The 26074-nt window shown below is 72.5% G+C and carries 31 protein-coding genes; 21 read left to right on the forward strand and 10 right to left on the reverse strand.

Features of this window, described 5'->3' with window-relative positions; genetic code table 11:
- Positions 1-40: 40 nt before the first annotated feature.
- Positions 41-1357: a peptidase C39 family protein gene (locus H9L09_RS05540; protein ID WP_187579702.1), complete on the forward strand. Its 1317-nt coding sequence runs from the start codon at positions 41-43 to the stop codon at positions 1355-1357.
- Complete coding sequence (locus H9L09_RS05545) at positions 1354-2571, forward strand: C39 family peptidase (RefSeq protein ID WP_187579703.1); 1218 nt, start codon at positions 1354-1356, stop codon at positions 2569-2571. The genes H9L09_RS05540 and H9L09_RS05545 overlap by 4 nt, the downstream gene beginning before the upstream one ends.
- Positions 2572-2632: 61 nt before the next feature.
- Here H9L09_RS05545 and H9L09_RS05550 read toward each other — a convergent pair whose 3' ends face one another.
- Positions 2633-4225, reverse strand: a complete 1593-nt coding sequence (locus H9L09_RS05550; RefSeq protein WP_246456303.1) for a molybdopterin-dependent oxidoreductase — start codon at positions 4223-4225, stop codon at positions 2633-2635.
- Between the two features lie 104 nt (positions 4226-4329).
- On the opposite strand from H9L09_RS05550, the gene ispF reads away from it, so the two are divergent.
- Positions 4330-4782 carry a 2-C-methyl-D-erythritol 2,4-cyclodiphosphate synthase gene (ispF, locus tag H9L09_RS05555; RefSeq protein ID WP_246456452.1) on the forward strand — a complete coding sequence of 151 codons (453 nt, stop codon included), beginning with the start codon at positions 4330-4332 and terminating at the stop codon, positions 4780-4782.
- A gap of 35 nt (positions 4783-4817) precedes the next feature.
- On the opposite strand, the gene H9L09_RS05560 is transcribed toward ispF, so the two are convergent.
- Positions 4818-5495: a hypothetical protein gene (locus tag H9L09_RS05560; RefSeq protein WP_187579705.1), complete on the reverse strand. Its 678-nt coding sequence runs from the start codon at positions 5493-5495 to the stop codon at positions 4818-4820.
- A gap of 260 nt (positions 5496-5755) precedes the next feature.
- Here H9L09_RS05560 and H9L09_RS05565 point away from each other — a divergent pair, with 260 nt between their 5' ends.
- The 15 genes from H9L09_RS05565 to H9L09_RS05635 all read left to right on the forward strand — a co-directional run bounded on the left by H9L09_RS05565 (position 5756) and on the right by H9L09_RS05635 (position 17498).
- The gene (locus H9L09_RS05565) at positions 5756-6745 is read left to right on the forward strand and encodes a thiamine pyrophosphate-dependent dehydrogenase E1 component subunit alpha (RefSeq protein WP_187579706.1); all 990 of its coding nucleotides are present in this window, start codon (positions 5756-5758) and stop codon (positions 6743-6745) included.
- Positions 6742-7782: an alpha-ketoacid dehydrogenase subunit beta gene (locus H9L09_RS05570; RefSeq protein WP_187579707.1), complete on the forward strand. Its 1041-nt coding sequence runs from the start codon at positions 6742-6744 to the stop codon at positions 7780-7782. Before H9L09_RS05565 ends, H9L09_RS05570 begins: the two co-directional genes overlap by 4 nt.
- 1 nt (position 7783) lies before the next feature.
- The gene (locus H9L09_RS05575) at positions 7784-9019 is read left to right on the forward strand and encodes a dihydrolipoamide acetyltransferase family protein (RefSeq protein ID WP_187579708.1); all 1236 of its coding nucleotides are present in this window, start codon (positions 7784-7786) and stop codon (positions 9017-9019) included.
- 30 nt (positions 9020-9049) lie between these two features.
- Complete coding sequence (locus H9L09_RS05580) at positions 9050-9331, forward strand: PTS sugar transporter subunit IIB (protein WP_187579709.1); 282 nt, start codon at positions 9050-9052, stop codon at positions 9329-9331.
- Between the two features lie 54 nt (positions 9332-9385).
- The gene (locus tag H9L09_RS05585; protein ID WP_187579710.1) at positions 9386-10789 is read left to right on the forward strand and encodes a PTS galactitol transporter subunit IIC; all 1404 of its coding nucleotides are present in this window, start codon (positions 9386-9388) and stop codon (positions 10787-10789) included.
- Entirely contained in the window at positions 10786-11262 is a 477-nt protein-coding gene (locus H9L09_RS05590; RefSeq protein WP_187579711.1) for a PTS sugar transporter subunit IIA, read from the forward strand. Before H9L09_RS05585 ends, H9L09_RS05590 begins: the two co-directional genes overlap by 4 nt.
- Positions 11263-11354: 92 nt before the next feature.
- Positions 11355-12344, forward strand: coding sequence for a sugar-binding transcriptional regulator (locus tag H9L09_RS05595; protein ID WP_187579712.1), 990 nt, complete (start codon positions 11355-11357; stop codon positions 12342-12344).
- Positions 12341-12727, forward strand: a complete 387-nt coding sequence (locus tag H9L09_RS05600) for a transcriptional regulator GutM (RefSeq protein WP_187579713.1) — start codon at positions 12341-12343, stop codon at positions 12725-12727. The genes H9L09_RS05595 and H9L09_RS05600 overlap by 4 nt, the downstream gene beginning before the upstream one ends.
- Before the next feature lie 133 nt (positions 12728-12860).
- Positions 12861-13487, forward strand: a complete 627-nt coding sequence (srlA, locus tag H9L09_RS05605) for a PTS glucitol/sorbitol transporter subunit IIC (protein ID WP_246456304.1) — start codon at positions 12861-12863, stop codon at positions 13485-13487.
- The gene (locus H9L09_RS05610) at positions 13484-14068 is read left to right on the forward strand and encodes a PTS glucitol/sorbitol transporter subunit IIB (protein WP_187579714.1); all 585 of its coding nucleotides are present in this window, start codon (positions 13484-13486) and stop codon (positions 14066-14068) included. Before srlA ends, H9L09_RS05610 begins: the two co-directional genes overlap by 4 nt.
- An 88-nt stretch (positions 14069-14156) precedes the next feature.
- Complete coding sequence (locus H9L09_RS05615; protein ID WP_187579715.1) at positions 14157-14528, forward strand: PTS glucitol/sorbitol transporter subunit IIB; 372 nt, start codon at positions 14157-14159, stop codon at positions 14526-14528.
- Complete coding sequence (locus tag H9L09_RS05620) at positions 14525-14956, forward strand: PTS glucitol/sorbitol transporter subunit IIA (RefSeq protein WP_187579716.1); 432 nt, start codon at positions 14525-14527, stop codon at positions 14954-14956. Before H9L09_RS05615 ends, H9L09_RS05620 begins: the two co-directional genes overlap by 4 nt.
- The gene (locus H9L09_RS05625; protein WP_187579717.1) at positions 14953-16275 is read left to right on the forward strand and encodes an NAD(P)H-dependent oxidoreductase; all 1323 of its coding nucleotides are present in this window, start codon (positions 14953-14955) and stop codon (positions 16273-16275) included. Before H9L09_RS05620 ends, H9L09_RS05625 begins: the two co-directional genes overlap by 4 nt.
- A gap of 69 nt (positions 16276-16344) precedes the next feature.
- Entirely contained in the window at positions 16345-17193 is an 849-nt protein-coding gene (locus H9L09_RS05630; RefSeq protein ID WP_246456306.1) for an IspD/TarI family cytidylyltransferase, read from the forward strand.
- Positions 17190-17498 carry a hypothetical protein gene (locus H9L09_RS05635; RefSeq protein WP_187579718.1) on the forward strand — a complete coding sequence of 103 codons (309 nt, stop codon included), beginning with the start codon at positions 17190-17192 and terminating at the stop codon, positions 17496-17498. The genes H9L09_RS05630 and H9L09_RS05635 overlap by 4 nt, the downstream gene beginning before the upstream one ends.
- Before the next feature lie 8 nt (positions 17499-17506).
- Here the strand turns inward: H9L09_RS05635 and H9L09_RS05640 are convergent, their stop codons facing one another.
- From H9L09_RS05640 to H9L09_RS05650, 3 genes are all read right to left on the reverse strand, one after another.
- Entirely contained in the window at positions 17507-18178 is a 672-nt protein-coding gene (locus tag H9L09_RS05640) for a 2-C-methyl-D-erythritol 4-phosphate cytidylyltransferase (RefSeq protein WP_187579719.1), read from the reverse strand.
- 142 nt (positions 18179-18320) lie between these two features.
- The gene (locus H9L09_RS05645; protein WP_187579720.1) at positions 18321-18803 is read right to left on the reverse strand and encodes a hypothetical protein; all 483 of its coding nucleotides are present in this window, start codon (positions 18801-18803) and stop codon (positions 18321-18323) included.
- An 83-nt stretch (positions 18804-18886) separates the two neighbouring features.
- Positions 18887-19372, reverse strand: coding sequence for a CarD family transcriptional regulator (locus H9L09_RS05650; RefSeq protein WP_187579721.1), 486 nt, complete (start codon positions 19370-19372; stop codon positions 18887-18889).
- Between the two features lie 295 nt (positions 19373-19667).
- Here H9L09_RS05650 and H9L09_RS05655 point away from each other — a divergent pair, with 295 nt between their 5' ends.
- The 3 genes from H9L09_RS05655 (at position 19668) to H9L09_RS05665 (ending at position 21714) form a co-directional block, all read left to right on the forward strand.
- Complete coding sequence (locus H9L09_RS05655; protein WP_187579722.1) at positions 19668-20384, forward strand: UbiA family prenyltransferase; 717 nt, start codon at positions 19668-19670, stop codon at positions 20382-20384.
- A gap of 74 nt (positions 20385-20458) precedes the next feature.
- Positions 20459-20944, forward strand: coding sequence for a copper chaperone PCu(A)C domain-containing protein (locus H9L09_RS05660; RefSeq protein WP_187579723.1), 486 nt, complete (start codon positions 20459-20461; stop codon positions 20942-20944).
- 17 nt (positions 20945-20961) lie between these two features.
- Entirely contained in the window at positions 20962-21714 is a 753-nt protein-coding gene (locus tag H9L09_RS05665) for a phosphoglyceromutase (RefSeq protein WP_187579724.1), read from the forward strand.
- A 9-nt stretch (positions 21715-21723) separates the two neighbouring features.
- On the opposite strand, the gene H9L09_RS05670 is transcribed toward H9L09_RS05665, so the two are convergent.
- The 5 genes from H9L09_RS05670 to phoU all read right to left on the reverse strand — a co-directional run bounded on the left by H9L09_RS05670 (position 21724) and on the right by phoU (position 26016).
- Positions 21724-22674: an ABC transporter permease gene (locus H9L09_RS05670; protein WP_187579725.1), complete on the reverse strand. Its 951-nt coding sequence runs from the start codon at positions 22672-22674 to the stop codon at positions 21724-21726.
- A complete protein-coding gene (locus H9L09_RS05675) occupies positions 22671-23426 on the reverse strand; it encodes an ABC transporter permease (protein ID WP_187579726.1) in 756 nt (251 codons plus the stop codon). Before H9L09_RS05675 ends, H9L09_RS05670 begins: the two co-directional genes overlap by 4 nt.
- Positions 23427-23437: 11 nt before the next feature.
- The gene (locus H9L09_RS05680; RefSeq protein ID WP_187579727.1) at positions 23438-24406 is read right to left on the reverse strand and encodes an ABC transporter ATP-binding protein; all 969 of its coding nucleotides are present in this window, start codon (positions 24404-24406) and stop codon (positions 23438-23440) included.
- Between the two features lie 83 nt (positions 24407-24489).
- A complete protein-coding gene (locus tag H9L09_RS05685; protein ID WP_187579728.1) occupies positions 24490-25344 on the reverse strand; it encodes a maleylpyruvate isomerase family mycothiol-dependent enzyme in 855 nt (284 codons plus the stop codon).
- A gap of 15 nt (positions 25345-25359) precedes the next feature.
- Positions 25360-26016, reverse strand: a complete 657-nt coding sequence (gene phoU / locus H9L09_RS05690; protein WP_187579729.1) for a phosphate signaling complex protein PhoU — start codon at positions 26014-26016, stop codon at positions 25360-25362.
- Between the last annotated feature and the right edge of the window lie 58 nt (positions 26017-26074).

A 26074-nucleotide genomic window follows, 5' to 3' on the forward strand; every position in this document is an offset into this window, starting at 1 on the left:
CAAAGGCACTCCTGGGACAGCGCTCCCGTAGTCTCGGCCGGTGCGCATCGCAGCCTTCGTGGCGACCTCCGCCCTGTCGCTGACCGTCCTGGCGACCGGCGCCACCGGCGCCGCGCCCCTCGTCGGCGGCTCGCCGACCGGGTCCGGCTCCGGCCGCGTGGAGCTGCGTCCGGCCGCCGCGACCACCCCGTCGCGGGCGGTGCGGTACACCGCCTGGGACTCGCGGGCGCAGTTCGACACCGGCAGCTACTCGCACGTGCGCACGGCCCGCGGGCGGCTCCGGCTGGACGCCCCGACCGGCACCCGCAGCTACGGCGGCCGGCAGTACGACCGGGGCCGCTGGGTCTCGGCCTGGACGGCCCCCGGCTTCGACCTCACCGAGGTGATCCCCTCCTGGGACGCGGTGACCCCGGAGGGGACCTTCGTCGAGGTGGAGCTGCGCGGCCGCACCGCGGACGGCCGGACCAGCAGCTGGGACCTGCTCGGCCGCTGGGCTTCCGGGGACGGCCAGCTCCGGCGTATCTCCGTCGGCGGCCAGGGCGACGACCTCGCCGACGTCGCCGTGGACACCTTCGAGGCGGACACCGCGTTCACCTCCTGGGCGTTGCGGGTCACCCTGAACCGGCGCTCCGGCACCTCGCTCACCCCGAAGGTCGACGCGGTGGGCGGGGTCGCCTCACGGCTGCCCTCCGTCACCGGGGTGAGCACCAGCGCCACCGGCGTCTCGGGCCAGGTCGTGCTGCCGGTCCCCCGGCTCTCCCAGATGACCCACCAGGGCGACTTCCCGCAGTACGGCGGCGGCGGCGAGTCCTGGTGCTCGCCGACCTCGCTGGCGATGGTGCTCGGCTACTACGGCGCCCAGCCGACCGCGGCCGAGACCGCCTGGGCGGGCAGCTCGCACCCGGACCGGGTCGTGGACACCGTGGCGCGGTCGACCTACGACTACGCCTACCAGGGCACCGGCAACTGGCCGTTCAACACCGCCTACGCCGCCACCCGGGTCCGGCAGGCCTTCGTCACCCGGTTCCCCTCGCTGGTCGGGGTGGAGCGGCTCGTCGCGGCCGGCATCCCGGTGATCACCTCGATCACCTTCGGCAGCGGCCAGCTCACCGGGGCGCCGATCAGCTCCACCCGCGGCCACCTGCTGGTCGTGGTCGGCTTCCGCGCCAACGGCGACGTGATCGTCAACGACCCCGCCGCGGCCACCAACGCGGGCGTGCGCCGGACCTACGACCGCGGCCAGTTCGAGGACGCGTGGCTCAAGCGCGGTGCGGACGGCGGCTCCGGCGGGACGGCGTACGTCGTCCGCGACGCCGCGCACCCGCTGCCCTCGCGCCAGGGAGCGACGAGCTGGTGAGCGGCCCGGCGACCTTCCGCGCCTGGCGGGTGGCCGACCTCGCCGGCGGCACCCATCTCGGGACGGCCGCGACCCCGGCCGGCCTGGTGCTCGCGGACCCGGTGGGCACCCGCCGGCACCCGACCAGCGCCGTCGGCCCCGGCGGGATCGAGCAGCCGGAGCGGCGCTACGCCTGGGCGGCCTGGGTGAGCCCGGAGGTCCGTCCCGGCCACCGGTTCACCTCGCTGGTGCCGTCGTGGAACGCCGCGACGCCCGGCGACAGCTGGCTCGAGGTGGAGGCGCGCACCTCGGTCGACGGGACCACCTGGACGCGGTGGTACTCCCTGGGACGGTGGGCCGAGACCAACGCGGAGATCGCCCGCACCTCCACGACCGGGCAGGCCGACGCCGGCGCCGGGGTGCGCGTCGACGAGCTCATCGCCCCGGAGGCGGTGACCTGGTCGGCCTACCAGCTGCGGGTGCTGCTGCACCGGCGCCCGGACAGCGTCGCGGTCCCCACGGTCCGGCTCCTCGGCGCGGTGGTGGCCGACGAGCGTCCGGGTCCGCCGGCTGCGGCCGCCGCGCCCCGCGGCTCCTCCGGGCCGGCCCGGGGGCTCGAGCTCCCGGTGCCGCCGTACTCCCAGCAGCTGCACCGCGGCGAGTACCCCCAGTGGGACAGCGGCGGGGCGGCCTGGTGCTCGCCCACCTCCACGACCATGCTCCTGGCCCGTTGGGGGCTCGGCCCGAAGCCGGAGGAGCTCACGTGGGTGGACCCCTCGTTCCCCGACCGGTTCGTCAACTTCGCCGCCTGGCACGTCTTCGACCGCGCGTACGGCGGCGCCGGGAACTGGTCGTTCAACGCCGCCTACGCCGCCCGCTACGGCGCCGAGGCGTTCGTGACCCGGCTGCGCTCGCTGGACGAGGCCGAGCTGTTCATTGCCGCCGGGATCCCGCTGGCGGTCTCGGTCACCTTCCAGCGCGACGAGCTCGACGGCGCCGGCTACGACACCACCGGGCACCTGCTGACCATCATCGGCTTCGACCCCGAGGGCCACGTGGTCTGCAACGACCCGGCCTCGCACGAGATCGCCAGCAACGACGAGGTGCGGGTGGTCTACGACCGCGCCCAGTTCGAGCGGGCCTGGCAGGAGGGCTCCGGCGGGGTGGCCTACGTGGTCCATCCGCCCGAGGTGCCCCTGCCGGCGCACCCGGATCCGGCCAGCCCCCGCTGGTGACCGTCGCCCCGTGGCCTCCCGGACGGGAGCCGCTGGCGGTCACTGGCCGGTCACTGGGCGGTCACTGGGCGGTGACGTCGATGCTGTCCCAGCCGGCGGCGCCGTCGGGGACCACGTCGGTGCGGGCCGAGGTCTGGGTGTAGCCGGACCGGTCGGTCGCCCGGACCGCCAGGGTGTGCTCGCCGGGCGCGAGCTCGACGGTGGCGGCCCACTGCACCCAGGTGTCCAGGCTCGGCACGCCGCCGAGCTCCGCGCGCTGCCAGGCGGCTCCGTCGAGGCGGTACTCCACCTTCTCGATGCCGGTGTGCTGGGCCCAGGCGTGACCGCCGATCCGGGTCGGGCCGGCCGCCACGGTGGCGCCGTTGGCGGGCACCTCGATCCGCGACTGCGTCTTGACCGGGCCGCGGGCCGACCAGCCCCGCTCGGTCCAGTAGGCGCTGAAGTTCTCGAACCTGGTCACCTCGAGGTCGACCAGCCACTTGGTCGCCGAGACGAAGCCGTAGAGACCAGGCACCACCATCCGGACCGGGAACCCGTGGTCGATCGGCAGCGGTTCGCCGTTCATCGCCAGCGCCAGCAGCGCGTCGCGGCCGTCGGTCAGCGCCTCGATCGGCGTGCCGCAGGTCCAGTCGTCCTGCGAGGTCTGCAGCACCGCGTCGGCGTCGGACGAGACCCCGGCCTCGGCGAGGAGGTCGGCCACCCGGACCCCGCTCCACCAGGCGTTGCCGATCAGGTCGCCACCGACCGGGTTGGAGACGCAGCACAGCGTCACCCACGCCTCGGTGAGGTTCCGGGCCAGCAGGTCGTCGTAGGTGAGCACCAGCTCCCGCTCGACCATCCCGTGGATCCGCAGCCGCCACTCGGCCGGGTCCACCGCCGGCAGCACCAGCGCCGTGTCGATCCGGTAGAAGTCCGCGTTGGGCACCCGCCACGGGGTCGCGCCCTTCAGCTCGAGGGTCGCCTCCGCGGGCACGGTGCCGTCGCTGACCGGCAGCCGGAGCAGCTGTCGGGCCGTCTCCACGGCGCGCCGACCCTGGCCGAACAGCCGGGCGCCGCCGGCCACGACGAGCGCGGCGACGGTGACCCCGCCGGCCTTGAGCAGGAAGCTGCGCCGCGACGGCTCTCCGGCCGCTGCCCCGCCCGCGCCGGCCACCGTCGCCCCGGCGGCCCCCGCAGGCCCAGGGGGCTCAGGGGGCTGCGTGGGTTCCGGGGGCACGGCGTCCACGAGGACCGCGAGCACGACGAACCAGGTGGCCACGCCCGCCGCGAGCGGGATCAGCCCCGCGGCGGTGAGGTCGGACCCGCTCATCAGGGCCAGCAACGCGAGGACCCCCATCGCGGCGAGCAGCAGCTGGGCGCCGGTCCGGGAGCGCCGGGTCAGCATTCCGGCGACCGCGCCGAGCCCGATCACCGCCAGGGTGACCCCGGCCACCAGGATCGGCTTGTCCTTGCGGCCCACCACCGAGATGAGCGCCTCGGCGACCGGTCCGGGCGTCAGGGAGATCACCGACTCGGCGACCGCCTGGACCGGGGTGGCCCGCGCGTTGAGGGCGTTGGTCAGCAGGTGGCTGACCGCGATCCCGGACAGGCCGGCCACGGCGCCGGCGAGCGCGGAGTAGCGCAGGGACGGGCTCACACCCGTTTGTTCGGTCACCGACCCACCCTAGATGGGCCTGCGGCATGATCTGAGGCGTGAGCGCTCACCTGCCCCGGACCGGCATCGGCACCGACGTGCACCGTCTGGCCGACGATCTCCCGATGCACCTGGCCGGGCTGTGGTTCCCCGACGAGCCGGTGGGGCTGGCGGGCCATTCCGACGGAGACGTGGTCGCCCACGCCTGCTGCGACGCGCTGTTCTCCGCCGCCGGCCTGGGTGACCTGGGCAGCAACTTCGGCACCGACGAGCCCGAGTGGGCCGGCGCGGCGGGGGTGCGGCTGCTGGCCGAGGCCGCCCACCGGGTCCGGGAGTCCGGCTTCGACGTGATCAACGTGGCCGTCCAGGTGATCGGCAACCGGCCACGGCTCGGCAGCCGCCGGGCCGAGGCCGAGGCGGCGCTGTCGGCGGCGGCCGGGGCCCCGGTGACGGTCTCGGCGACCACCACCGACGGGCTCGGGCTGACCGGCCGCGGGGAGGGGGTCGCCGCGATCGCGACCGCCCTGGTCATCGCGACGGCGTGGCCGCACTCCGGAGCGGGCTCCGACCTGCTCTAGCCCCTCCGTCGCGCACAGCCCCGATCAGGCCCCGGTCAGAAGGTCTCCAGCCCGGGGATCCGGAAGCCGGCCCACCGTGCGGCCTGCTCGTTGGTGAGGGTACGGGTGACCGCGTGGATCCGCTGCCAGCCGTCGGCGCTCCACCGGTAGGTCTTCACGGTGCCGGTCCAGCTGTCGAGCGAGGCGTCGAGGCTGGCGCGGCGCTGCCGGATCGTGCCCGGCGGGTCGGTGGCACGCTGCTGCCAGCCGGCGACGTACTGCGCCGCCCCGTCCACCAGCCACTGGATGCCGCGGCCCGGGGCCTGCCGGGTGCGCAGGTCCCCCTGCTTCCAGGTGAGGGCGTGGAAGAGCTCGGCGTGGGCGCCCTGCGTGTAGCCCACGAAGAGCTCCCGGCCCGGCCGGCCGTCGACGTCGGCGGCGCCCTGCCACAGCGACCCGCTCCAGTTCTCGGTGCGGCGGTGCGCCGTCGCCGTCGTCCCGGCGGCGGTGCTGACCCGCACGACGACCGCGCCGACCGGCGCGCCCTCCCCGCCCCGGCGGACGAGGCCGACGGCGTCCCGGCGCCCGTCGCCGTCGACGTCGACCCGGGCGACGACCGTGCAGTGCCGCACGCCGGCGCAGACCCCGGCGGGGGCAGCGGGCGCGGACGGCGCCACGGCGAGGAGAGCGAGCGGTGCGGCCGAGACGGCCAGCAGTGGTGTGAGACGACGCATGGTGGGACCCCCGGACGGTGAGGAACGTGTCGGCGGGTGCCGACAGCTGATTGAGGCACGACGGGCCCCCGCACGGGGAGGGCCGAATGTCTCCTGCTGTGCTCCCGGCCCGGGCAGGGGACAGAGCGGTCGCGGAGCATCGGGACGACCGGAACGGGACGGATTTCCGAGACGCTCTTGCCAACCCGTGATCCACGTCACTACGGTGTGGTCATTCGTGAAAACCGTATGCACATATGTGCAGATAGGACCACCGCGACATGACCTCACGCCTCGGCGACGACGCCGCCACCGCGACCAGCACGTTGGAGACCATGTGGCTGATCCGCCGCTTCGAGGAGGCCGTGGACGACCTGTTCGCCCGCGGGCTGATGCACGGCACGATGCACCTCTCGATCGGCCAGGAGGCCTCCGCGACCGGCACCTGTTTCGCGCTGCGTGACGACGACGCGATCACCTCCACCCACCGCGGCCACGGCCACTGCATCGCCAAGGGCGCCGATCTCGAGCGGATGATGGCCGAGCTTCTGGCCAAGGAGACCGGCTACTGCCGGGGCCGCGGCGGTTCGATGCACATCGCCGACGTGGCCACCGGGAACCTGGGCGCCAACGGGATCGTCGCGGGCGGGATCCCGATCGCCGCCGGGGCCGCGCTCGGCTACCGCATGCAGGGCCTGGACCGGGTGGTGGTCAGCTTCTTCGGCGACGGGGCGGCCAACGAGGGCGCCTTCCACGAGGCGGTGAACCTGGCTGCGATCTGGAAGCTCCCGGTGGTCTTCCTCTGCGAGAACAACAAGTACGGCATGTCGTTCAGCACCGAGAAGTCGTTCGCCATCGAGAACATCTCCGAGCGTGCCCTCGGCTACGGCATCCCGGGCGTCACCGTGGACGGCAACGACGTGGAGGTCGTGCACGCCACGGTCAGCGAGGCCGTCGACCGGGCCCGCAGCGGAGGCGGGCCGACGTTGGTCGAGGCCGTCACCTACCGGTGGAAGGGCCACTCCAAGTCCGACAAGAACCTCTACCGGACCAAGGAGGAGATCGCGCAGTGGCGTGAGCGCGACCCGATCCTCCGCTTCGAGGCCGTGGTGCTCGAGCGCGGCGTGCTCGACCAGGCCGCCGTGGAGGAGATCCGCGCGCGCGCCACCGCCGACATCCGTACGGCGGTCCGTGCCGCCAACGCCGCCCCGACGCCAGCCCCGACGACCTTCTCGAAGCCGTCTTCGCGACCGCCTGAAAGGCAGCCATGACCACGACCTACCCCTCCCCCGACCTGACCGGCACCGCCCCCACCGCGACGACCGACCGGGTGATCACCTACGCCGAGGCGGTCCGCGAGGCGCTCGCCGAGGCGATGGCCGCCGACGACCGGGTGTTCATGCTCGGTGAGGACATCGGCGTGTACGGCGGTGCGTTCGGCGTCACCGGCGACCTCTACCACCGCTTCGGGGCCGAGCGGGTCCGGGACACCCCGATCTCCGAGCTCGGCATCGTCGGCGCGGCCGTCGGCGCCGCGCTGGCCGGCATGCGGCCGGTGGTGGAGATCCAGTTCTCGGACTTCACCTGCCAGGCCATGGACCAGATCGTCAACCAGGCCGCCAAGATCCACTTCATGCTCGGTGGCGCCGCCGAGGTGCCGATGGTGCTGCGCGCCCCGCTCGGCTCCGGCACCGGTGCCGCGGCCCAGCACTCGCAGAGCCTCGAGGCCTGGTTCGCGCACGTGCCCGGCCTCAAGGTGGTCATGCCCGCGACCGCCGAGGACGCCAAGGGGCTGCTGCTCTCCGCGATCGACGACCCGAACCCGGTGATCGTGCTGGAGCACAAGCTGCTCTACCGCACCTCGGGCCCGGTCCCCGAGGGCGCCGGCCGGATCCCGCTGGGGAAGACGGCCGTACGCCGCCGCGGCCGCGACGTGACCATCGTGGCCACCGGCGTGATGGTCTCGCGCAGCCTGGAGGCCGCCGAGCAGCTGGCCGCCGACGGGATCGACGTCTCGGTGATCGACCCGCGCACCCTGTCCCCGCTCGACGACGCCCCCATCCTCGAGGACATCTCCCGCACCGGACGGGCGCTGCTGGTGCAGGAGGCCCCCGGCCACGTCGGGTTCATGGCCGAGGTGGCCTCCCGGGTCGTGGAGTCCTCCGCGGTCTACCGGCTGCTCGCCCCGGTCCGGCGGCTCAGCGGGCTCGACATCCCGATCCCCTACGCCCCGCAGCTGGAGTCGGCCGCCGTCCCGCAGGTGGACGCGATCATCGACGCCGCCCGCTCCCTGGTGAAGGACTCCTGAGATGCCGCGCATCCCCATCCGCATGCCCAAGATGTCGATGACGATGACCGAGGGCGAGGTCGCCTCCTGGCTGGCCAAGGTCGGCGACGAGATCGCCGCCGGGGACGTCGTCTGCGAGGTGATGACCGACAAGGTCGACATGGAGGTCGAGAGCACCAGCGCCGGCACCCTGGTCGAGATCGTCGTCGAGCAGGGGATGGTCCCGGTCGGCGAGCCGATCGCGTGGCTCGAGGGCGACGTGGACCTGGGGCTCGGGGACCTGCTGGGCGAGGAGCCCGAGCCCGACGCCGTCGTGCCGGACGACGCGGTCGCCGCCCCGGTGCTCGACGTGCCGGCAACCGCCCCGGCCCCCGCGGCCCCGGCCCCGGCCGACGAGCGGCCGCCGGCGGCGATCCCCCGGGCCCGGGCCCTGGCGCGGCAGCACGGTCTGGACCTGGCGAGCATCTCCGGCTCCGGATCGGCCGGCCTGATCACGATGGCCGACGTCGAGGCCCGCCTGGCGGCCCCGGCCGGATCCGCAGGCGCCGCGGCCACCCCGAACGGCGACCGCCCCGCTGCCGCCGCTGCCGTCGCCGCGCCGGCGGCGCCGGTGAAGGCCTCCGGCGCCAAGGCGGACCGCAGCGCGATGATCCGCGCCGCGGTCGCGCGCAAGATGACCGAGAGCGCCGTCGTACCGCAGTTCACGGTCTGGCGCGACGTCGTCCTCGACACCGCCGACCGGCAGCGTGACGGGGTCTCGTGGACCACGGTGCTGCTGCAGTCCTACGCCGCCGCGCTGCGACAGGTGCCCGAGCTGCTGTGCCGCTGGGACGCCGAGGGCGGCGCGGTCCCGAGCGGCCCGCCCGCCGTCGCGCTCGCGGTCGCCACCGCGGGCGGGCTGCTGGTGCCGGTCTTCACCGAGCCAGACACCCGGGACCCGCACGACCTGGACCGTGAGGTGAAGGCCGTGGTGAGCGCCGCGCACACCGGCCGGCTGGACCCGTCCTACCTCACGCTCGCCAACGGCTCGCTGTCCAACCTCGGCGGCATGGGTGTCGACCGGTTCCAGGCCCTGGTCACGCCGCCCCAGGCCAGCGTGCTGGCGCTCGGGTCCATCAAGCCGCGCCCGGTCGCCGTGCCGGGGGGCCTGGGGGTGGCGCTGAGCCTGACCGCCGGACTGACCGTCGACCACCGGGTCGGCGACGGCGCGCATGGCGCACGGCTTCTGGAGGAGTTCGCCGCCAGACTGAGTGGCTGACCCATCATCCGCACCCCCGAGAGGAACGACATGGCAAAGCAGGTACTGGTCATCTGCGGCACCGGCGTGGCGACATCGACCGTCGTCGCGACCAAGATCAAGGAGCACTGCGCCGCCCAGGGCGTCGACGTCGACGTCCGCCAGGGGAAGGTCATGGACCTGCTCGGCGGCCATGCCTCCGCCGACCTGATCGTCGCGACCACCCAGGTGCCTGCCGACGTCACCATCCCGGTGATCGCGGGGCTGCCGTTCCTCACCGGCATGGGCCTGGACAGCACCCTGGACCAGATCGTCGCCGCGCTGCGCGACTGATCCGCGCACACCCGAGGTCCCACCCTTCTCACCCACCCATCCGCAAGGAGCGTCATGGAAACCGTTTCGGCGTATCTCAACGATCTCGGAGCGTCGGTCGCACTCCCGGTCCTGATCACCATCTTCGCGATGGTGCTCGGTCAGAAGTTCGGCCGCGCACTGCGATCCGGTCTGCTCATCGGGGTCGGCTTCGTCGGCATCAACCTGGTCATCGGGCTGCTGTTCGGGTCGGTGAGCCCGGTGGCCGAGGCGCTCGCGGCTCGCTTCAACGTCGACCTCTCCATCGTCGACGTGGGGTGGCCCTCCAGTGCGGCCATCGCGTTCGGCTCCAGCATCGGGGCGATCATCATCCCGGTCTGCCTGGTGCTGAACGTGGTGCTGCTCCTGACCGGGCTGACCCGCACCTTCGACATCGACCTGTGGAACTACTGGCACTTCGCGCTGAGCGGGGCGCTGGTGGCCGCGATCACCGACAGCTTCTGGCTGGGCATCGTCGCGGCCGGCACGGCCATGGTGATCACCCTGGCGCTGGCGGACTGGTCGGCGCCGCTGGTGCAGAAGTACTTCAACTTCCCCGACATCTCCTTCCCGCACGGGACCAGCGCGCCCTACGTGCTGTTCGCGCTGCCGCTGAACTGGCTCTTCGACCGGACCCCCGGCCTGCGCTCGCTCAAGGCCGACCCCGACTCGATCCAGCGTCGCTTCGGGATCTTCGGCGAGACGCTCTTCCTGGGCTTCGGGATCGGCCTGCTGCTCGGCCTGTTCGGCTACGGCATCGACGACCCGCGTGCCGACTCGATCGCGATCCTCCAGCTCGCGGTCAGCATCGCCGCGATCATGGTGATCCTGCCCCGGATGGTCTCCATCCTCATGGAGGGCCTGATCCCGGTGTCCGAGGCGGCCCGTGAGTTCGTCCAGCGCCGGTTCCCCGGTCGCAAGTTCTACATCGGCCTGGACTCGGCGCTGGCCGTCGGGCAGCCCGCCGTCATCGCCACCTCGCTGCTGCTGGTGCCGCTGACCCTGGTCGCCGCGGTGGCGCTGGCACCGCTGGGCAACAAGGTGCTGCCGCTCGTCGACCTGGCCACCATCCCGTTCATCGTGGCGATCATGGTCCCGATCTTCGGCGGCAACATCATCCGTTCGGTCATCGGCGGCCTGATCGTCATCGGTGGCGGCCTGTTCATCGCGACCGGGGTCGCCGCGACGTTCACCAGCGTCGCGCTGGACTCCGGCTTCAAGGACACCCAGGGCGCCTCGCAGGTCTCCTCGCTGGTCGACGGCGCCAACCCGCTCACCGGGGCCCTCTTCGGGGCCGCGAAGCTCGGCTCCGTGGCGGTGGGCGTGGCTGCGGTGCTCTCCCTGGTCTTCGCCCTGGTCGTACGCCGGATCGTGATGGCGCGTGACCGGGCCGAGGCAGAGACCGAGGCCGCCGGAGCGACGGCGGTGCAGACGGCGTGAGCGGTACCGACGCGACCACGCTCGTCTTCGCCGAGCAGCTCAGTCACGTCGGTCCGCCCGCCGGGTCCCGCGAGGAGCTGCTCCAGCTCCTCGCGGGGTCCGCCCTGGCGGCCGGCTACGTCCACGAGAGCTTCACCGAGGCGTTGCTGGAGCGGGAGCGGAGCTTCCCCACCGGGCTGCCGACACCGCTGCCGTCCGCGATACCGCACACCGACACCGTGCACGTGGTCCGGCCGGCCCTGGCCGCCGCGCTGCTCTCTGACCCGGTCGGCTTCGCCGAGATGGGCGGCTCCGGCCGCGAGGTGGCGGCCGAGCTGGTGGTCCTGCTGCTCGTCGACGAGCCCGGTGCCCAGGTCGAGGTGCTCGGCCGGCTTTTGAAGGTGCTGCAGAAGGCGGACCTGCGCGCCCGGCTGGCCCACGTCACGACGCCGGCGGCGCTGGCCGAAACCCTGAACGCGGCGCTGGCGCAATGACCGCGATCCATGGCCCGGAGGTGCTTGACGTGACCTGGGTCACAGGGTTAGATGATCGAACAAATGTGACTACTATACGCACAGAGGTGAAAATGCCTGCTCCTCGAGATCCCAGCACCCTGCTGGCGGCAGCGCGCCTCTACTACCTGCAGAACCGGTCGCAGGCAGAGATCGCGCGGGAGCTCGGCACCAGCCGCTCGAACGTCTCGCGGATGCTCACCGAGGCGCAGCGCCAGGGCATCGTGACGATCACCGTGCACGACCCGTCCGGGCGGGTGACCACGCTCGAGACCGAGCTGCGGAACCGCTTCGGACTCACCGACGTCCGGGTCGCCCAGCGCGACGCGGCCGCCTCGGTCAAGGTCGAGGAGCAGGTCGGCGCCCAGGCGGCTGCGCTGCTCACCGAGCTGATCTCCGACTCGATGACCGTGGCGCTCTCCTGGGGCCACGCGCTGCAGGCGATGGTCTACGCGACCGAGGTCCAGCGCGACTACAACATCCGGCTCACCCAGCTCGTCGGCGGGCTGTCCTCGATCAGCAACGAGATCAGCGGTGCCGAGCTGGTGCGCGAGCTCGCGACCCGGCTCGGCGCCGAGTACGTCTCCCTGCACGCGCCGGCCACCCTGGGCTCCGAGGTCGCCCGCGACGCCCTGCTCGCCGAGCCGTCGATCCTCGAGGCCCTCGACGTGGCGCGCTCCGCCGACCTCGCCTTCGTCGGCATCGGCACCCCGAGCCACGGCTCCTCCTCGGCGATCCTCAGCTCCATGCAGCTCTCGCCGCTCGAGGAGAAGGAGTTCTGGGCGACCGAGCCGGTGGGCGACCTCGCCGCCCGCTACTTCGACGTCCAGGGCCGCGAGGTGAAGGGCGCGGTCTCGGAGCGGATCCTCGCGATCGATCTCGACGACCTCCGCAACATCCCCAACGTCGTCGGGGTCGCCTACGGGCGCGCCAAGACCCCCGGCGTGCTCGGCGCCCTGCGCGGCCGGCTCGTCGACTCCCTGGTGTGCGACGAGGCCCTCGCCCGGGCGCTGCTCAGCGAGTCGGCCACGAAGCCCGACCCCGACCGAAGGAGGACCTCATGACCGCCGCGATCCTGCTCGCCGCCGTCGTCGCCGGCTGGCTGCTGCAGCTCTACCTCACCTACCAGCAGAGCATGGCGTTCAACCGCTCGGTCACGGCGCTGCGCAAGGACGGCACGGTCAGCGTCGGGGTGGCCGGTCGCCGCTACCGGGGGGGCCGCGCCTTCGTCGCCATCGCCGTCGACGAGCGCGGCCTCGTGCGCAACGCGATCACGCTGCGCGGATTCACCACCTTCGCGCGCAGCCGTCCGCTTCCCCAGCTGTTCGACCTCAAGGTGAGCCACGTCCTCGGCGACCGTCCGATCGACGCCCTCACCCACCAACAGAGGGAGGCCGCCCGACAGGCCGCCACCCTCCTCCGGAACCCCAGCGCCGCACCCGCCTGAGGAGCACAGAACGGCGCCGGCCGCGGGAGGCACCCCACAGCCGACGCCACCACCGAGGGAGACCTCGACCCGCCCACTGATGCGCCCTGCATCACCACGGCCAGCCATCTGGCCCGCTCGATGAGGAGTAATCATGCCACTGCTCGAAATGGCAGCGAACCTGGTGTTCGCCGCCGAAGCCCCCACCCTGGAGGACCCGAGCGGGTTCTTCGGCGTCCTGGCCAACGCCGCCGAGTGGTTCATCGGCCTGTTCCAGGCCGGAGGCGAGGTGTTCCTGGGACTGGTCACCGGGATCATCCCGCTGCTGGTCGTCCTGCTCACCGCGGTCAACGCGCTGATCCGGCTGATCGGCCCCGAGAAGATCGACAAGCTCGGCGAGTACGCCGCCCGCCCCGGTCTGGTCTGGTACCCGGTCCGCTACCTGGTCCTTCCCGTGCTGTCGGTCTTCTTCCTGACCAACCCGATGGCCTACACCATGGGCCGGTTCCTGCCCGAGCGCTACAAGCCGGCCTTCTACGACTCCGCGGTGAGCTTCGTGCACCCGATCACCGGCCTGTTCCCGCACGCCAACCCCGGTGAGCTGTTCGTCTACCTCGGCATCGCCGCCGGCATCACCACCCTCGGGGGCAACCTCGGCGACCTCGCGATCCGCTACCTGCTGGTCGGCATGGTCGTCATCCTCATCCGCGGCATCGTCACCGAGTTCATCACCGCCCGGATGATGGCCCGCCGCACCGTCACCGAAGGAGCCTCGGCATGAGCACCGCCACCACCACCCGGAAGCCCTCCGGATTCGACAGCTTCAACAACCTGCTGGTCAAGATCGGCCGCACCGTCGGCGGCGTCGTCGGCACGCTCTACCAGTCCGGCCGCGACGCGATCGACACGATCATCCGCAACATCCTCCCATTCATGGCCTTCATCGCGGTGCTCATCGGCATCATCAACGAGACCGGCATCGGCAACTGGCTCGCCAACCTGGTGGCCCCGCTGGCCTCCAGCCTGATCGGGCTGCTCGCGATCAGCGTCTTCTGCGCGATCCCGATCCTCTCGCCGGTGCTCGGCCCCGGCGCGGTCATCGCCCAGGTGGTCGGCGTGCTGCTCGGCACCCGGATCGGCGCCGGCGACATCCCCCCGCAGTACGCCCTGCCCGCCCTGTTCGCGATCAACCCCCAGGTCGGCTGCGACTTCATCCCGGTCGGCCTGGCCCTCGGCGAGGCGGAGCCGGAGACCGTCGAGGTCGGCGTACCGGCGGTGCTGATCTCGCGGTTGATCACCGGTCCGCTCTCGGTGGTCATCGCGTACTTCGCGAGCTTCGGGCTCTACAGCTCCAACAGCTGATCCGTCCTCCGGCGGCAGCGACACCGAGGCGCTGCACGGCGTCCCGCAGACCAACTGACAGACCAACCTGACAGATCAGGAGAAGACCATGAGCGACTACAAGTCGGTCCGGGTGACCCGCGGCCGTGGAGGCTGGGGCGGTCCGCTGACGATCACCCCCACCCCCGACAAGCCGTTGATCTACTCGGTCACCGGTGGCGGCATCCACCCGGTGGCGGCACGGATCGCCGAGCTCACCGGAGGCGAGGCCTTCGACGGCTTCAAGAGCTCGGCGCCCTTCGACAAGATCGCCGTGGCGGTCATCGACTGCGGCGGCACCGCCCGCGTCGGGGTCTACCCGATGAAGAAGGTGCTCACCGTCGACATCCACGCCACCTCGCCCGCCGGGCCGTTGGCCAACTTCATCACCGAGGAGCTCTTCGTCTCCGGAGTGAAGCCCGACGACGTGGAGGAGGTGTGAGCGGCATCGCGGCGGCGACGCGGGTGGTCTACGAGTCCACGGTCACCGCGGTGGGCGGCCAGGTCGAGGCCTTCCTCGACCACGGCCTGCTCATCTTCTTCGGGGAGGAGTCGCCGGCCGAGCTGCACGACATGTCGGTGCGGCACCGGCCCACCGTCCGCGAGGAGGGACCGCGTCCGGGCGACGTGATCGTACTCGGCACCCAGGAGCTCGAGGTCCTCGCCGTCGGAGAGGTGGTGGCCGACAACCTGCTCAACCTCGGCCACCTCGACCTCAAGGCCGACGGCGGCACCGAGGCGCGGCTGCCCGGTGACGTGTGCGTCGCGGTGCAGCCGCTGCCGCTGCTGCACGCCGGGGACGTCTTCCGGATCGTCCGCGGCGGTGTCGCGGCCGGTCCGGCGGCCGGTACGGCGGGGGTGGCCTCATGAGCTACCGCAAGCGGCTCGAGGCCCGTGAGGCCGAGATCGGGCGACCGCTGCGGGTCGGGCTGGTCGGCGCCGGGCAGATGGGTCGCGGCTTCGCGGCCCAGCTGCTCCGGATGCCGGGCATCTCGCTGTCGGCGGTGCTCGACGTCCAGCGCGAGCGGGCCGAGGAGGCGCTGACCCAGGCCGGCATCACCCCCTCGGACGCCCGCACCACCGACGCCGCGGTCCGCGCGATCGAGAACGGCGGGTCGGTCGCGCTCGGCGGCATCGACGAGCTCGGGGCCCTCCCCCTCGACGTCATCGTGGAGGCGACCGGCGTACCCGACGTCGGCGCCCGGGTGGCGCTGGAGTCACTGCTGTCCGGCAAGGGCATCGCGACGCTCAACGTCGAGTCGGACGTGACCATCGGCGCGCTGATGGCGAGCGTGGCGGACAAGGCCGGCGCGGTCTACTCGGTGTGCCGGGGCGACGAGCCGGTGGAGACGAAGATCCTCGTCGACTACGCCCGCGACCTCTCCTTCGACGTCGTCTGCGCCGGCAAGGGCAAGAACAACCCGCTCGACGTCTACGCGACTCCCGAGTCGCTCGCCGAGCGCGCCCGCACCAAGCAGATGAACCCGAAGATGCTGTGCAGCTTCGTCGACGGCTCCAAGGCGATGATCGAGATGGCCGCGCTGGCCAACACGACCGGTCTCGGCGTCAGCACGCGGGGCATGCACGGGCCGCCGTCCTCGGTCCCCGAGCTGCACAGGACGTTCGCCCTCAAGGCGGACGGCGGGGTGCTGGAGAAGGCCGGCGTGGTCGACTACTGCACCGGTCCGGTCGCCCCGGGGGTCTTCGTGGTGGTCCGCACCGAGGACCCCTACGTCAACCACGAGATGACCTACCTGCAGATGGGGGACGGGCCGTACTTCTCGCTCTACCGTCCCTACCACCTGGCCAGCATCGAGGCTCCGCTGACGGTCTGCGAGATGGTGCTCGACAACCGGCCCTCGCTGGTCGCCGAGCACTGGACCGCCGAGGTGGGCGCGGTCGCCAAGCGCCAGCTGCGGGCCGGCGAGAAGATCGACGGGGTCGGTGGCTCGATGGTGCGCGGCCTCATCGACGACTCCGCCGACTTCGCCCGCGACGGCGCGGTGCCGTTGGGCGTGCTCGCCGGGGCGACCCTGCGGCACGACATCGCGGTGGACCACCTGCTCACCTACGACGACGTGGAGCTCGACGAGAGCTCGATGATCGTCCGGCTCCGACGGCTGCAGGACGCCATGGTCGAGTCGGGGATGCCCTCCCTGGACGACCTGGCGGAGCTCGTCCGCGGCTGATGCTCCTGCCGAACGCTCCGGCCCCGGGTGGACCCCTGCGTCCCCGGGGCCGGACGCTAGGCTCGACCGGTGCCCGGCTCCCCCTCCCCGCGACCCCAGCGGTCACCGAGCGGGCAGCACGCGGCGGAGCTGGCTGCCGGCCGAGCGAGGGCGCCGCGCGCGGCGCTGGTGCTGCTCGCCGCCGGCGAGGGCCGGCGGGTGGGGCACGACACCAACAAGGTGCTGCTGCCGCTCTCGGGTCGCCGGGTGTTCACCTGGGCGGTCCGGTGGGCGACCTCGCTGCCGCAGATCGACCACGTGGTCCTGGTGATCCGCGAGGGCGACCAGCGGACGGTTCAGGCGACGCTGGCCCGCGAGCTGCCCGGCCAGGCCGTCACCGTGGTGACCGGCGGCTCCTCGCGCCACGAGTCGGAGTGGAAGGCGCTGTGCTCACTGCGCCCGCTGATCGAGGCCGGACAGACCGACGTGGTGGTGATCCACGACGCCGCCCGGCCGCTCGCCTCGGCGGCGCTCTTCCACGACGTGATCGAGGCCGCGGACCGGTTCGGAGGTGCGCTGCCGGTGACTGACCAGCCCGCCCTGACCCGCATCCAGGCCGGCTCCCCGCCGGTGCAGGAGCGGACCGTCGCGGTGCAGACCCCTCAGGCCTTCCGGGCCGAGCCGCTGCTGGCGGCGTACACCTCCGCGGAGGCCGAGGGCTTCGTCGGCACCGACACGGCCAGCTGCGTGGAGCGCTACACCGACCTGCCCGTGCGCTGCGTCGGCGGGGACGCGCGCAACGTGAAGATCACCTTCCCCGAGGACCTGTTCCTCGCCGAGCGGCTGCTCGCCAAGGCACACTGGGACCTCTCGGCGGACGCGACCCTCGGCCTTCTCGACGTACGACGTCGCCGCCCGCCGGCCGGGGAGGGCCGATGAGCATCGAGCGTGCCGACCTGCAGTGCGACCGCTGCGACCTGGTCACCGAGCACGAGCTGCACTACGCCGGCCGGTTGCTGGAGTCGGTGCGCTGCACCCGCTGCGGTCACCACATCGGGCTGACCCAGCGGGCCCTGGTGCCGGCGTACCTCCACGACCTCGAGCACCGGGTGGCCAGCAAGCCGCAGCGGCTCTACCAGCGCGCCGCTCGCGACCCGCGCGGGTTCCTCACCGCGCTGCCCGGGGCGATCCTGCGCCAGCCGGGGAAGTTCGCCCGCGAGTTCTGGTCGCTGCTGCGCCGCTGAGGGCGCGGTCAGGCCTCGTGGACGCTGCGCCCGAGCTCGTCGAGGCACTCCAGCACCCGCAGCGCCGACTCGTCCCCCACCCGGCGGGCCATCGACGGCGCCCGAACCAGGTGCAGCTCGGTCCGCTCCCGCAGCCAGTCCGCCAGCAGCGCGAAGTCGTGCACCGGCGGGGCCCCCCGGCCGGCCAGCCGGCCGGGCACCACGACCGGCGAGGCGACGACCGCCAGCCGGTCCCGGTCCAGGGTGCCGACGATCTGGTCGTCGACCACGGTCTTCACCGTGTCGGTGACGGGCCGGTAGCCGGCCACCGCGGTGTCCGTCGTGACCTCCGAGAGCACCCGCGCGACGAACGCGCACGGCACCAGCGGGCACAGCGGGTCGACCAGCGCGACCCGCGGCGGCACGCTCGGGCTCCGGTCCCACGCCTGCCACCACCCCGCGGCCTCCAGCACCTCGACCGGCAGCTGTGCCGCGGCCAGCTCCTGCTCGGCCTCGGCGACGGTGTCCGGGTCCGCGGTGACGACGACGTCGCGCACCGACGGGGTGGCCAGCAACGTGCGGACCGCATGCAGGAACAGCGGCTCGCCGTGCAGGGCGACGAACGGGAGGGCGCCGCGGCCTTCGAGCGGGACCACGCCGACGCAGGAGAGAGAGGCGCCGTGGAGCTCCGGGTCGCTCACCTGGCGCTGGCTCCTCGCGGGTCGGGGTCTCCCCGGAGAGGGCGGCATCCGGGCTTCCCGACCACCCTAGCATCGGGCCCGGCGCGTCTCGTCGTCCCCGTTGCCGGTGCCTTTGCGCAGGTCAGAGGGGGTGTCGTCGGTCTCAGGCGGTCGGGTCGAGCAGCTCCTGGAGGGCGAGTACGTCGTCGGGGCCGGCCAGCCGGCGGGCCTCCTCGGGTGCGGCGACCAGCTCCGTCGGGAACCGCTCGCGCAGCGTGGCCACCCAGGTCGGCAGGTCGGCGAGGTCGGGCCAGCCCTCGAGCGAGGCCAGGACGCCGGGCGGCACCGCGACCGGCGAGGCGACCTCGTCACCGCGCATCCCGACCACCACCGCGTGCGAGGCCAGGCAGCGCTCGAGCACCCGGCCGATGAACTCCGTCGGGGTGCCGGGGCACAGCGGGTCGTGCACCACCAGCGGCAGGTCGCGGGCGACGACGTCCTCCCAGGCCGCGTTGAAGTCGAGCAGCTCGATGTCGGCGTGGCCGACCGCCCACGCGGCCACCGCCACCAACGACTCACCGTGCAGCAACGCGAACGGCATCGAGCCACGTCCGTCGGTGGGGACCACTCCGAGCGCCTCACTCATGAGCGCACCCTGCCACAGAAAACGAGAAGCCCCCAGGCACCCGGGCCTGGGGGCAGCTCATCGCACGTGACGGCTGGTGCCGCTCAGGAGGCGAGGACCTCGTCGAGGAGGGCCTCGGCCTTGTCCTCGTTCGTGTGCTCGGCGAGCGCGAGCTCGGAGACGAGGATCTGCCGCGCCTTGGCCAGCATCCGCTTCTCGCCGGCCGAGAGACCGCGGTCGCGCTCACGGCGCCACAGGTCGCGCACGACCTCGGCGACCTTCATGACGTCACCGGAGTGGAGCTTCTCCAGGTTGGCCTTGTACCGACGCGACCAGTTGGTCGGCTCCTCGGTGTGTGCGGCCCGCAGGACGTCGAAGACCTTGTCCAGGCCCTCCTTGTCGACCACGTCGCGAACCCCGACGAGGTCGAGGTTGCAAGCCGGGATCCGGACCACCAGATCCTGCTGGGCGACGATGCGTAGTACGAGGTACAGCCTGTCCTCGCCCTTGATCTGCCGGGTCTCGATATCCTCGATGACCGCTGCGCCGTGATTTGGGTAAACAACCGTTTCGCCGACGGTAAATGTCATGTGCCAAGTACCCCTTCCTAGGTGACTAGGATAACACGTCCCCAGGAGTGCCCCCGAGACGTTTGTGCAGGTCAGGACGGCAATCGGGGCTTGACAGACCCAGCATCCATGTGCAGCGCAGGGCCCGGATCCGTGGCCCGGCGGGGCCGTTCACCAGCCTGTGCGTCTGCTGTGCGACGTCGTGCGCGAGGGGTCGCCGGCAGCTCTCGGTGGCGCCCCGGGTCCGCCGAAACCGCAGGTGACCGGGGCTGTGTCGGGCGCACCGGAGCCCGTCGGCTCGTCGATACTTCCCCCCATGAGGTTTCGCAGGCAGCACGGGGTGCCGCTCTCCCTGGCGCTGGCCGCGCATCCCCTCCAGGCGCTGCTGACGACGCTCGGGCTGACCGTCGCCGCGGCGCTCAGCGGCCGCGCCCCGAGGGAGTGGGCGCTGGTGGCCGCCACCGTGCTCGCCGGGCAGGTCACGGTCGGCTGGGTCAACGACGTCGCCGACCGGCACCGCGACCGTCAGGTCGGACGGCAGGACCGCCCGGTGGCGATGGAGTGGGTCGACCCGGGCACGGTGACGTTCGCGACGGCCTGCGTGGTGCTCCTGCTCGTTCCGCTCTCGGTCGCCAACGGCACCGCGGCCGGCGTCGCCTACCTGCTGTCGGTGGCCGCGGCCTGGTCCTCGAACCTCTGGTTCCACCGGACCCGGCTCTCCTGGCTGCCCTGGGCGGTCAGCTTCGGGCTGCTGCCGGCCTTCCTGTCCTACGGCGGCTGGGGCGGCGGCCTGCACGGCGCACCACCCACCGTTGCGATGACGGTGCTCGCCGCGCTGCTCGGCGTCGGCGTGCACGTCCTGACCACGCTGCCGGACCTCGTGGAGGACCGGGCGACCGGGCTGAGGCACCTGCCGCTGCGGGTCGCGCTGCGCATCGGCGCCCCCCGGCTGCTGGCGATCGCGACGGCGTACACGCTCCTCGTCGGCGGCTGCCTGGTCGCCGTCGCCCTGAACGTCGGGCTGCGCCAGTGAACCGATATGCTCTGCGCGACCGTCGTCTTTGTGCCCTCCGTCCGGTCGGCGGGCACAGCGAGAGGAACCGATCCGTGAACGTTCGACGCAGCATCGCCGTCGCCGCAGCCCTTCTCGCGGTTCCCGCGCTGTCCTCGTGCGGCTTCGACGTGCAGACCAACCAGGCCTACAACCCGACGGTCGGCGTCTACTCCAAGGCGAGCGCCGTCGAGGTGCTGAACGCGCTGGTCGTCGTCGACTCCAACAGCGCCGGCAAGGGCACGGTGATCGCGACCCTGGTCAACAGCGACCTCGCGCAGGCCGACAAGCTCACCGGCGTCAGCGGCTCCGGCGAGTCCGGACCGGCAACGTTCACGATCCAGGGCGGCAGCGTCGAGATCCCCGCGGGCGGCCTGGTCGACCTCTCGGAGACCGGCGCGGTGAGCGTCGACGGCGGCAAGGACCTCATGCCCGGCCTGCTGATCCCGGTCACCTTCACCTTCGAGCGCGCCGCCCAGGTGACGTTGAAGGTCCCCGTGGTCACGAACGAGGGCCCCTACGCCGAGGTGCCGGTCCCGTAACTGGCTAGGCTGCCGCCATGACTGCCGAGCACACGCTGATCCTGCTCCGTCACGGCGAGAGCGACTGGAACGCCAAGAACCTCTTCACCGGCTGGGTCGACGTCCCGCTGACCGAGAAGGGTCGCGTCGAGGCAGCCCGCGGGGGCACGCTGATGCGCGAGGCCGGCCTGCTGCCCGACGTCCTGCACACCTCGGTGCTGCGCCGGGCGATCACCACCGCCCAGCTCGCCCTCGACGAGTGCGAGCGGCACTGGATCCCGGTGAAGCGCTCGTGGCGGCTCAACGAGCGTCACTACGGCGCACTGCAGGGCAAGAACAAGAAGGAGACCCTGGAGCAGTACGGCGAGGAGCAGTTCATGCTCTGGCGCCGCTCCTACGACACCCCGCCGCCGCCGCTCGACGACGCCGACGAGTACAGCCAGGTCGCGGACCCCCGCTACGCCGACCTCCCCGACGAGCTCAAGCCGCGCACCGAGTGCCTCGCCGACGTGGTCGACCGGATGCTCCCCTACTGGTACGACGCGATCGTGCCCGACCTGCGCAGCGGCCGCACCGTCTGCGTCGCCGCGCACGGCAACTCGCTGCGCGCGCTGGTCAAGCACCTCGACGACATGTCCGAGGAGGCGGTCGTGGGGCTCAACATCCCCACCGGCATCCCGCTGGTCTACCGGCTCGACGAGAACATGCGGCCCACCCAGCGCGGCGGGCAGTACCTCGACCCCGACGCCGCCGCGGACGCCATCGCCGCCGTCGCCAACCAGGGCCGCTGAGCTCCCGCCCTACTGGATCTCGAGCGTGGCACGCCGCCGCCCCTCGATCTCGAACAGCCGGAGAGCCACCAGGCCGAGGCCGCCGTAAAGCACGCCCAGGCCGATCTCCTGCTGCACCAGCCCGGAGACCGAGGCGAGCGAGCCGCCGGCGGCCAGCGAGCGGGCCGCCTCGATCGCGTGCGTGAGCGGCAGCCACGAGCCGACCGCCGCCATCCAGCCGGGCAACGAGTCCAGGGCGACGTTCACGCCGCAGAAGATCAGCAGCACCCCGAACAGCACGTTGGACAGCACGGCGGTCTCCCGCACCCGCAGGCCCAGCGCGGCGTTGGCCAGCCCGAGGCCGGTGCACGACATCGCGGCGACGCCGACCACCAGCGCGAGCGGGAGCCAGGCCGACGCCGGGATCGACACGCCCAGCAGCAGCGAGCCGACCACCAGGCTGAACATCGAGACGACGAAGCCGTTCACGACCACCGGCAGCGAGCGGCCGAGGAACAGCGGCACCCGGCGGGCCGGGGTGGAGAGCACGATGCCGAGCGTCTGGGTCCACCGCTCCCCGGCGACCGTGTTGGCCATCGCGAACAGGCACGGGATCGCGGAGTACTGCACCGCGTTGCCGATCACGAAGAACGCGTCGGACTCGATGCCGGCCGAGCGGCCGATGTAGGCGAACAGCAGGATCTGGAAGATCGGCGCCATCAGCAGCGACGGGACGTAGATCCACGGGCTCAGCCAGTTGAACAGCGCCCGGAAGCTGATCAGGCCGCCGACCAGGAAGATCCGCGCCGAGGTGACGACGTCGCTGCTGAATCCGGCGGGAGCGCCACCACCGCGCGGGCGGCCGCGGCCGCTGTAGAGGGCGGTCCGACCCGGGGCGACGGGTTCTCCACCGGCGGCAGGCGAGCCCTCGGCGACCCCGTCGTCGACGCCCTCGCGCAGGTCCCCTCCGCGCCGCGTCATGTCAGCGCCAGGGTGGCGTGGCGGCGCGCGGAGCGCAGCACCGTCTCGGACAGGAGCGCGCCGACGCCGCCGTACACGACGCCGAGCGCCAGGCAGACCAGGATGTCGCGCCACGGCGACCCGCCGGACGCGGAGTCGCGGATCGCCTGCATGCCCCAGGTCGGCGGCAGCGCGTAGGAGATCCAGGTCGCCCAGGTCGGGAACAGCGTCAGCGGGACCAAGAAGCCGCAGAGCAGCCAGCCGGGGTACTCCAGCAGGTTGCCCAGGGCCCACGCGGTCCGGTAGCGCACCACCGACACCGAGAGCAGGAACCCGATGAGCGCGATCGACAGGATCGAGACCACGATCGAGAGCGCGAACAGCACCGGGTGGGCGATCGGGATGGTGATGTCGAACAACAGCCAGCCCCACAGCAGCGTGGAGCAGAGGGAGTACAGCCCCAGGCTCGCCATCGCGGTGGTGATCGGCACCAGGATCAGCGCGAACCGGGTCGGCGAGGCGACCAGCAGCTCCAGCGTGCCGAGCCAGCGCTCCCGCTGCAGCACGCCGCTCGCGGTCGTCGCGATCACCGACCAGATGCCCATCACCGCCGCCCCGAGGCCGGCGTAGACCATCACCTCGGGGTCGTCGGCCTGCCGGTAGACGAGGAACGCGGTGGTGGCGAAGAACAGCGGCCAGATCACCTGGAAGACCCCCTCGAACACCGAGACGGCCAGCATCTTCAGGTGCAGCCACCAGGCGATCACCAGCATCCGCAGGATCCTCATGCGCCACCGACCAGCTCGACGTAGGCGTCCTCCAGGGTCGGCTCGCGTGAGCTGACCCGGCCGACGTTGACCTCGCGCAGCGAGCCGAGCACCGCGGAGGTCACCTCGGCGCCGGGCTCGACCTGGACGATCAGCAGCTGCGCCTGGCCGCGGTCCTCGACGGCGGCGGTGCGGACCCCGGCCAGGGAGCGTACGGCGGCGAGCGCGGAGTCCGGCACGCCGTAGGTCTCGACCTCCAGCACGTGTCCGTTGCTGACCCGTCGCTTCAGCACGGCCGGGGTGCCCTCCGCGACCAGCTCGCCGGCCCGGATCACCGCGATCCGGTCGCACAGCTCGTCGGCCTCGAACATGTAGTGGGTGGTCAGCAGGATCGTCTTGCCCTGCTCCTTGAGGGTGCCGATGGTCGCGCGCAGCTCACGGGCACCGACCGGGTCGATGCCGATGGTGGGCTCGTCGAGGAAGAGCACCTCCGGGTCGTGCAGCAGCCCGCGGGCGATGTGCAGCCGCTGCCGCATGCCCCGGGAGAAGCCCTCGACCCGCTCCTTCTCGCGGCCGGTGAGCCCGACGAGCTCCAGCAGGTAGCCGATCCGCTGCTTCTGCTCGCGCGGCGCGACGCCGTACAGCTCGGCGAAGTAGCGGAGGTTGTCGAGCGCGTTCAGGCGTTCGTAGAGGCCGCGGTCGCCGCCGAAGACGTAGCCGATGTGGCGGCGTACCTCGCGGGGCTCGGTGACCACGTCGTGGCCGAGCACGCGGGCGGAGCCGCCGGTCGGCAGCAGCAGCGTGATCAGCATCTTGATGGTGGTGGTCTTGCCGGCGCCGTTGGGGCCGAGCAGGCCGAACAGCTCGCCCTGGTCGATGCCGAAGCTCACGCCGCGGACGGCCTCGACCTCCTTCCGCTCCCGCTTCCACATCCCGGTGCGGGTGCGGTAGCTGCGATGAAGGTCCGAGGCCTCGACGACGCGCATGGCAGCGAACCTAGGCCAGCCCACCCCCGCAAAGCGACGCATTTACCCCCGGCCCCGGTCCCGGACGCCCGGTCGGGGGCCGCTCAGGGCACCAGCCGGGAGCCGAGGAACGCGTCGATCCGGGACCGGTCGCCGGAGCAGCTGACCTCGGCGACGGGGGCCCGCTTCCACAGCACCCGGTAGAGGTTCTCCGCCGGCGCGCTGAGGGTGTCGGCCTGCGGGTGCCGGCGGCCGACCACCATCGGCGGCCCCTCGACCAGCACCGCCGGTCCGGCCTGGTCACGGCTGCCGGGCTGGGACGGCATCGGGGCCCCGGCCGTGTCCGAGGGCACGGCGTGGGTGGTGCGCGGGGTCAGCGTCCACGCCCGGCCGGTGTCGGTGGTGACCAGCGACAGCGGCGCGGTGAGCGCGGTGGGGTGCCCCCGCCGGTGCATCCGATGCAGGAAGACGGTGAGCACCTCGTCGACGCCGTCCTCGGCGAGCAGCGGCGAGACCGGGGTGACCACGCCGGTGGCGGCGTCGAGGTCCATCACGTGCACGGTGGTCTCGTGCAGCTGCCGGCGCTGCCAGAACGAGGTGAGGCCGTCGTCCCCGAAGGCGAAGTTCCAGCACGGTCGCTGCGGATCGGCGGCCCGGAGCACCTGGTAGAGGTCCTCGGCCTTGCCGGCGTACCAGTCGCTGACCGCGCGGCTGCGGCGCACCCGCGGCTCGTCGTTCTGCCCCGGCGCGGACCGGCCGGTCTCGACGACGGTGGCAGCCCAGGCGTGCACGTTGCCCAGGTGCACCGCCAGGTCGTACGTCGTCCAGCCGGGACAGCCGGCCACCGGGGCGTGCAGGTCGGCCACGGCGATCCCGGCGGTGAACCGCTCGGCGACGTCGACGAAGCGCTCGACGAGGTCGAGGCCGCCCCGGAGGCCCGGGATGCCGTGCGAGGTCACCGGGTCATCTTGGCACTAGGGAGCCTCGGAGGTGGCGATCTCTCCCGTCACGAGGTAGACGACCCGGCGGGCCAGCGAGACCGCGTGGTCGGCGATCCGCTCGTAGTAGCGGCCGAGCAGCGCCATGTCGACGGCCGGCTCCACGCCGTGGGCCCAGGAGTCGTCGAGCATCACGCGGAAGGAGGAGCGGCGCAGCGCGTCCATCTCCTCGTCGGACTCCTCGAGCGCCCGCGCCGCCTCGACGTCGCGGTTGGCGATGATCTCCGCGGCGCGGCCCACCATCGACTCGGCGACCTCGGCCATCCGCTCGATGGTCGGGACCAGCTCGTCGGGGATCGCGACCACCGGGACGCGGAGCCGGGCGACCTTGGCGACGTGCACCGACAGGTCCCCCATCCGCTCGAGGTCGGCGACCATCCGCAGCGCCGCGATCAGCATCCGCAGGTCGCTGGCCACCGGCTGCTGCAGGGCGAGCAGCTCGAAGGCGCGCTCCTCGATCCGCTCGCGGTCGGAGTCGATCCTGGAGTCCTCGGAGATGACCTGCTCGGCGATCTCGACGTCCGCGGTCAGCAACGACAGGGTCGCCTTGCGCAGGGCGACCTTGACGTCGCGGGTCATGGTCACGAGCTCGTCGACGATCGTGTCGAGCTGGTCGAAGTAGGCGTCACGCATGTGATGAACAGTAGGCAGCCGCTCCGACCACGAGGTGACGAGGGGGCGACCAGGGATG

This window comes from Nocardioides mesophilus (genome assembly GCF_014395785.1).
GTDB lineage: Bacteria > Actinomycetota > Actinomycetes > Propionibacteriales > Nocardioidaceae > Nocardioides_B > Nocardioides_B mesophilus.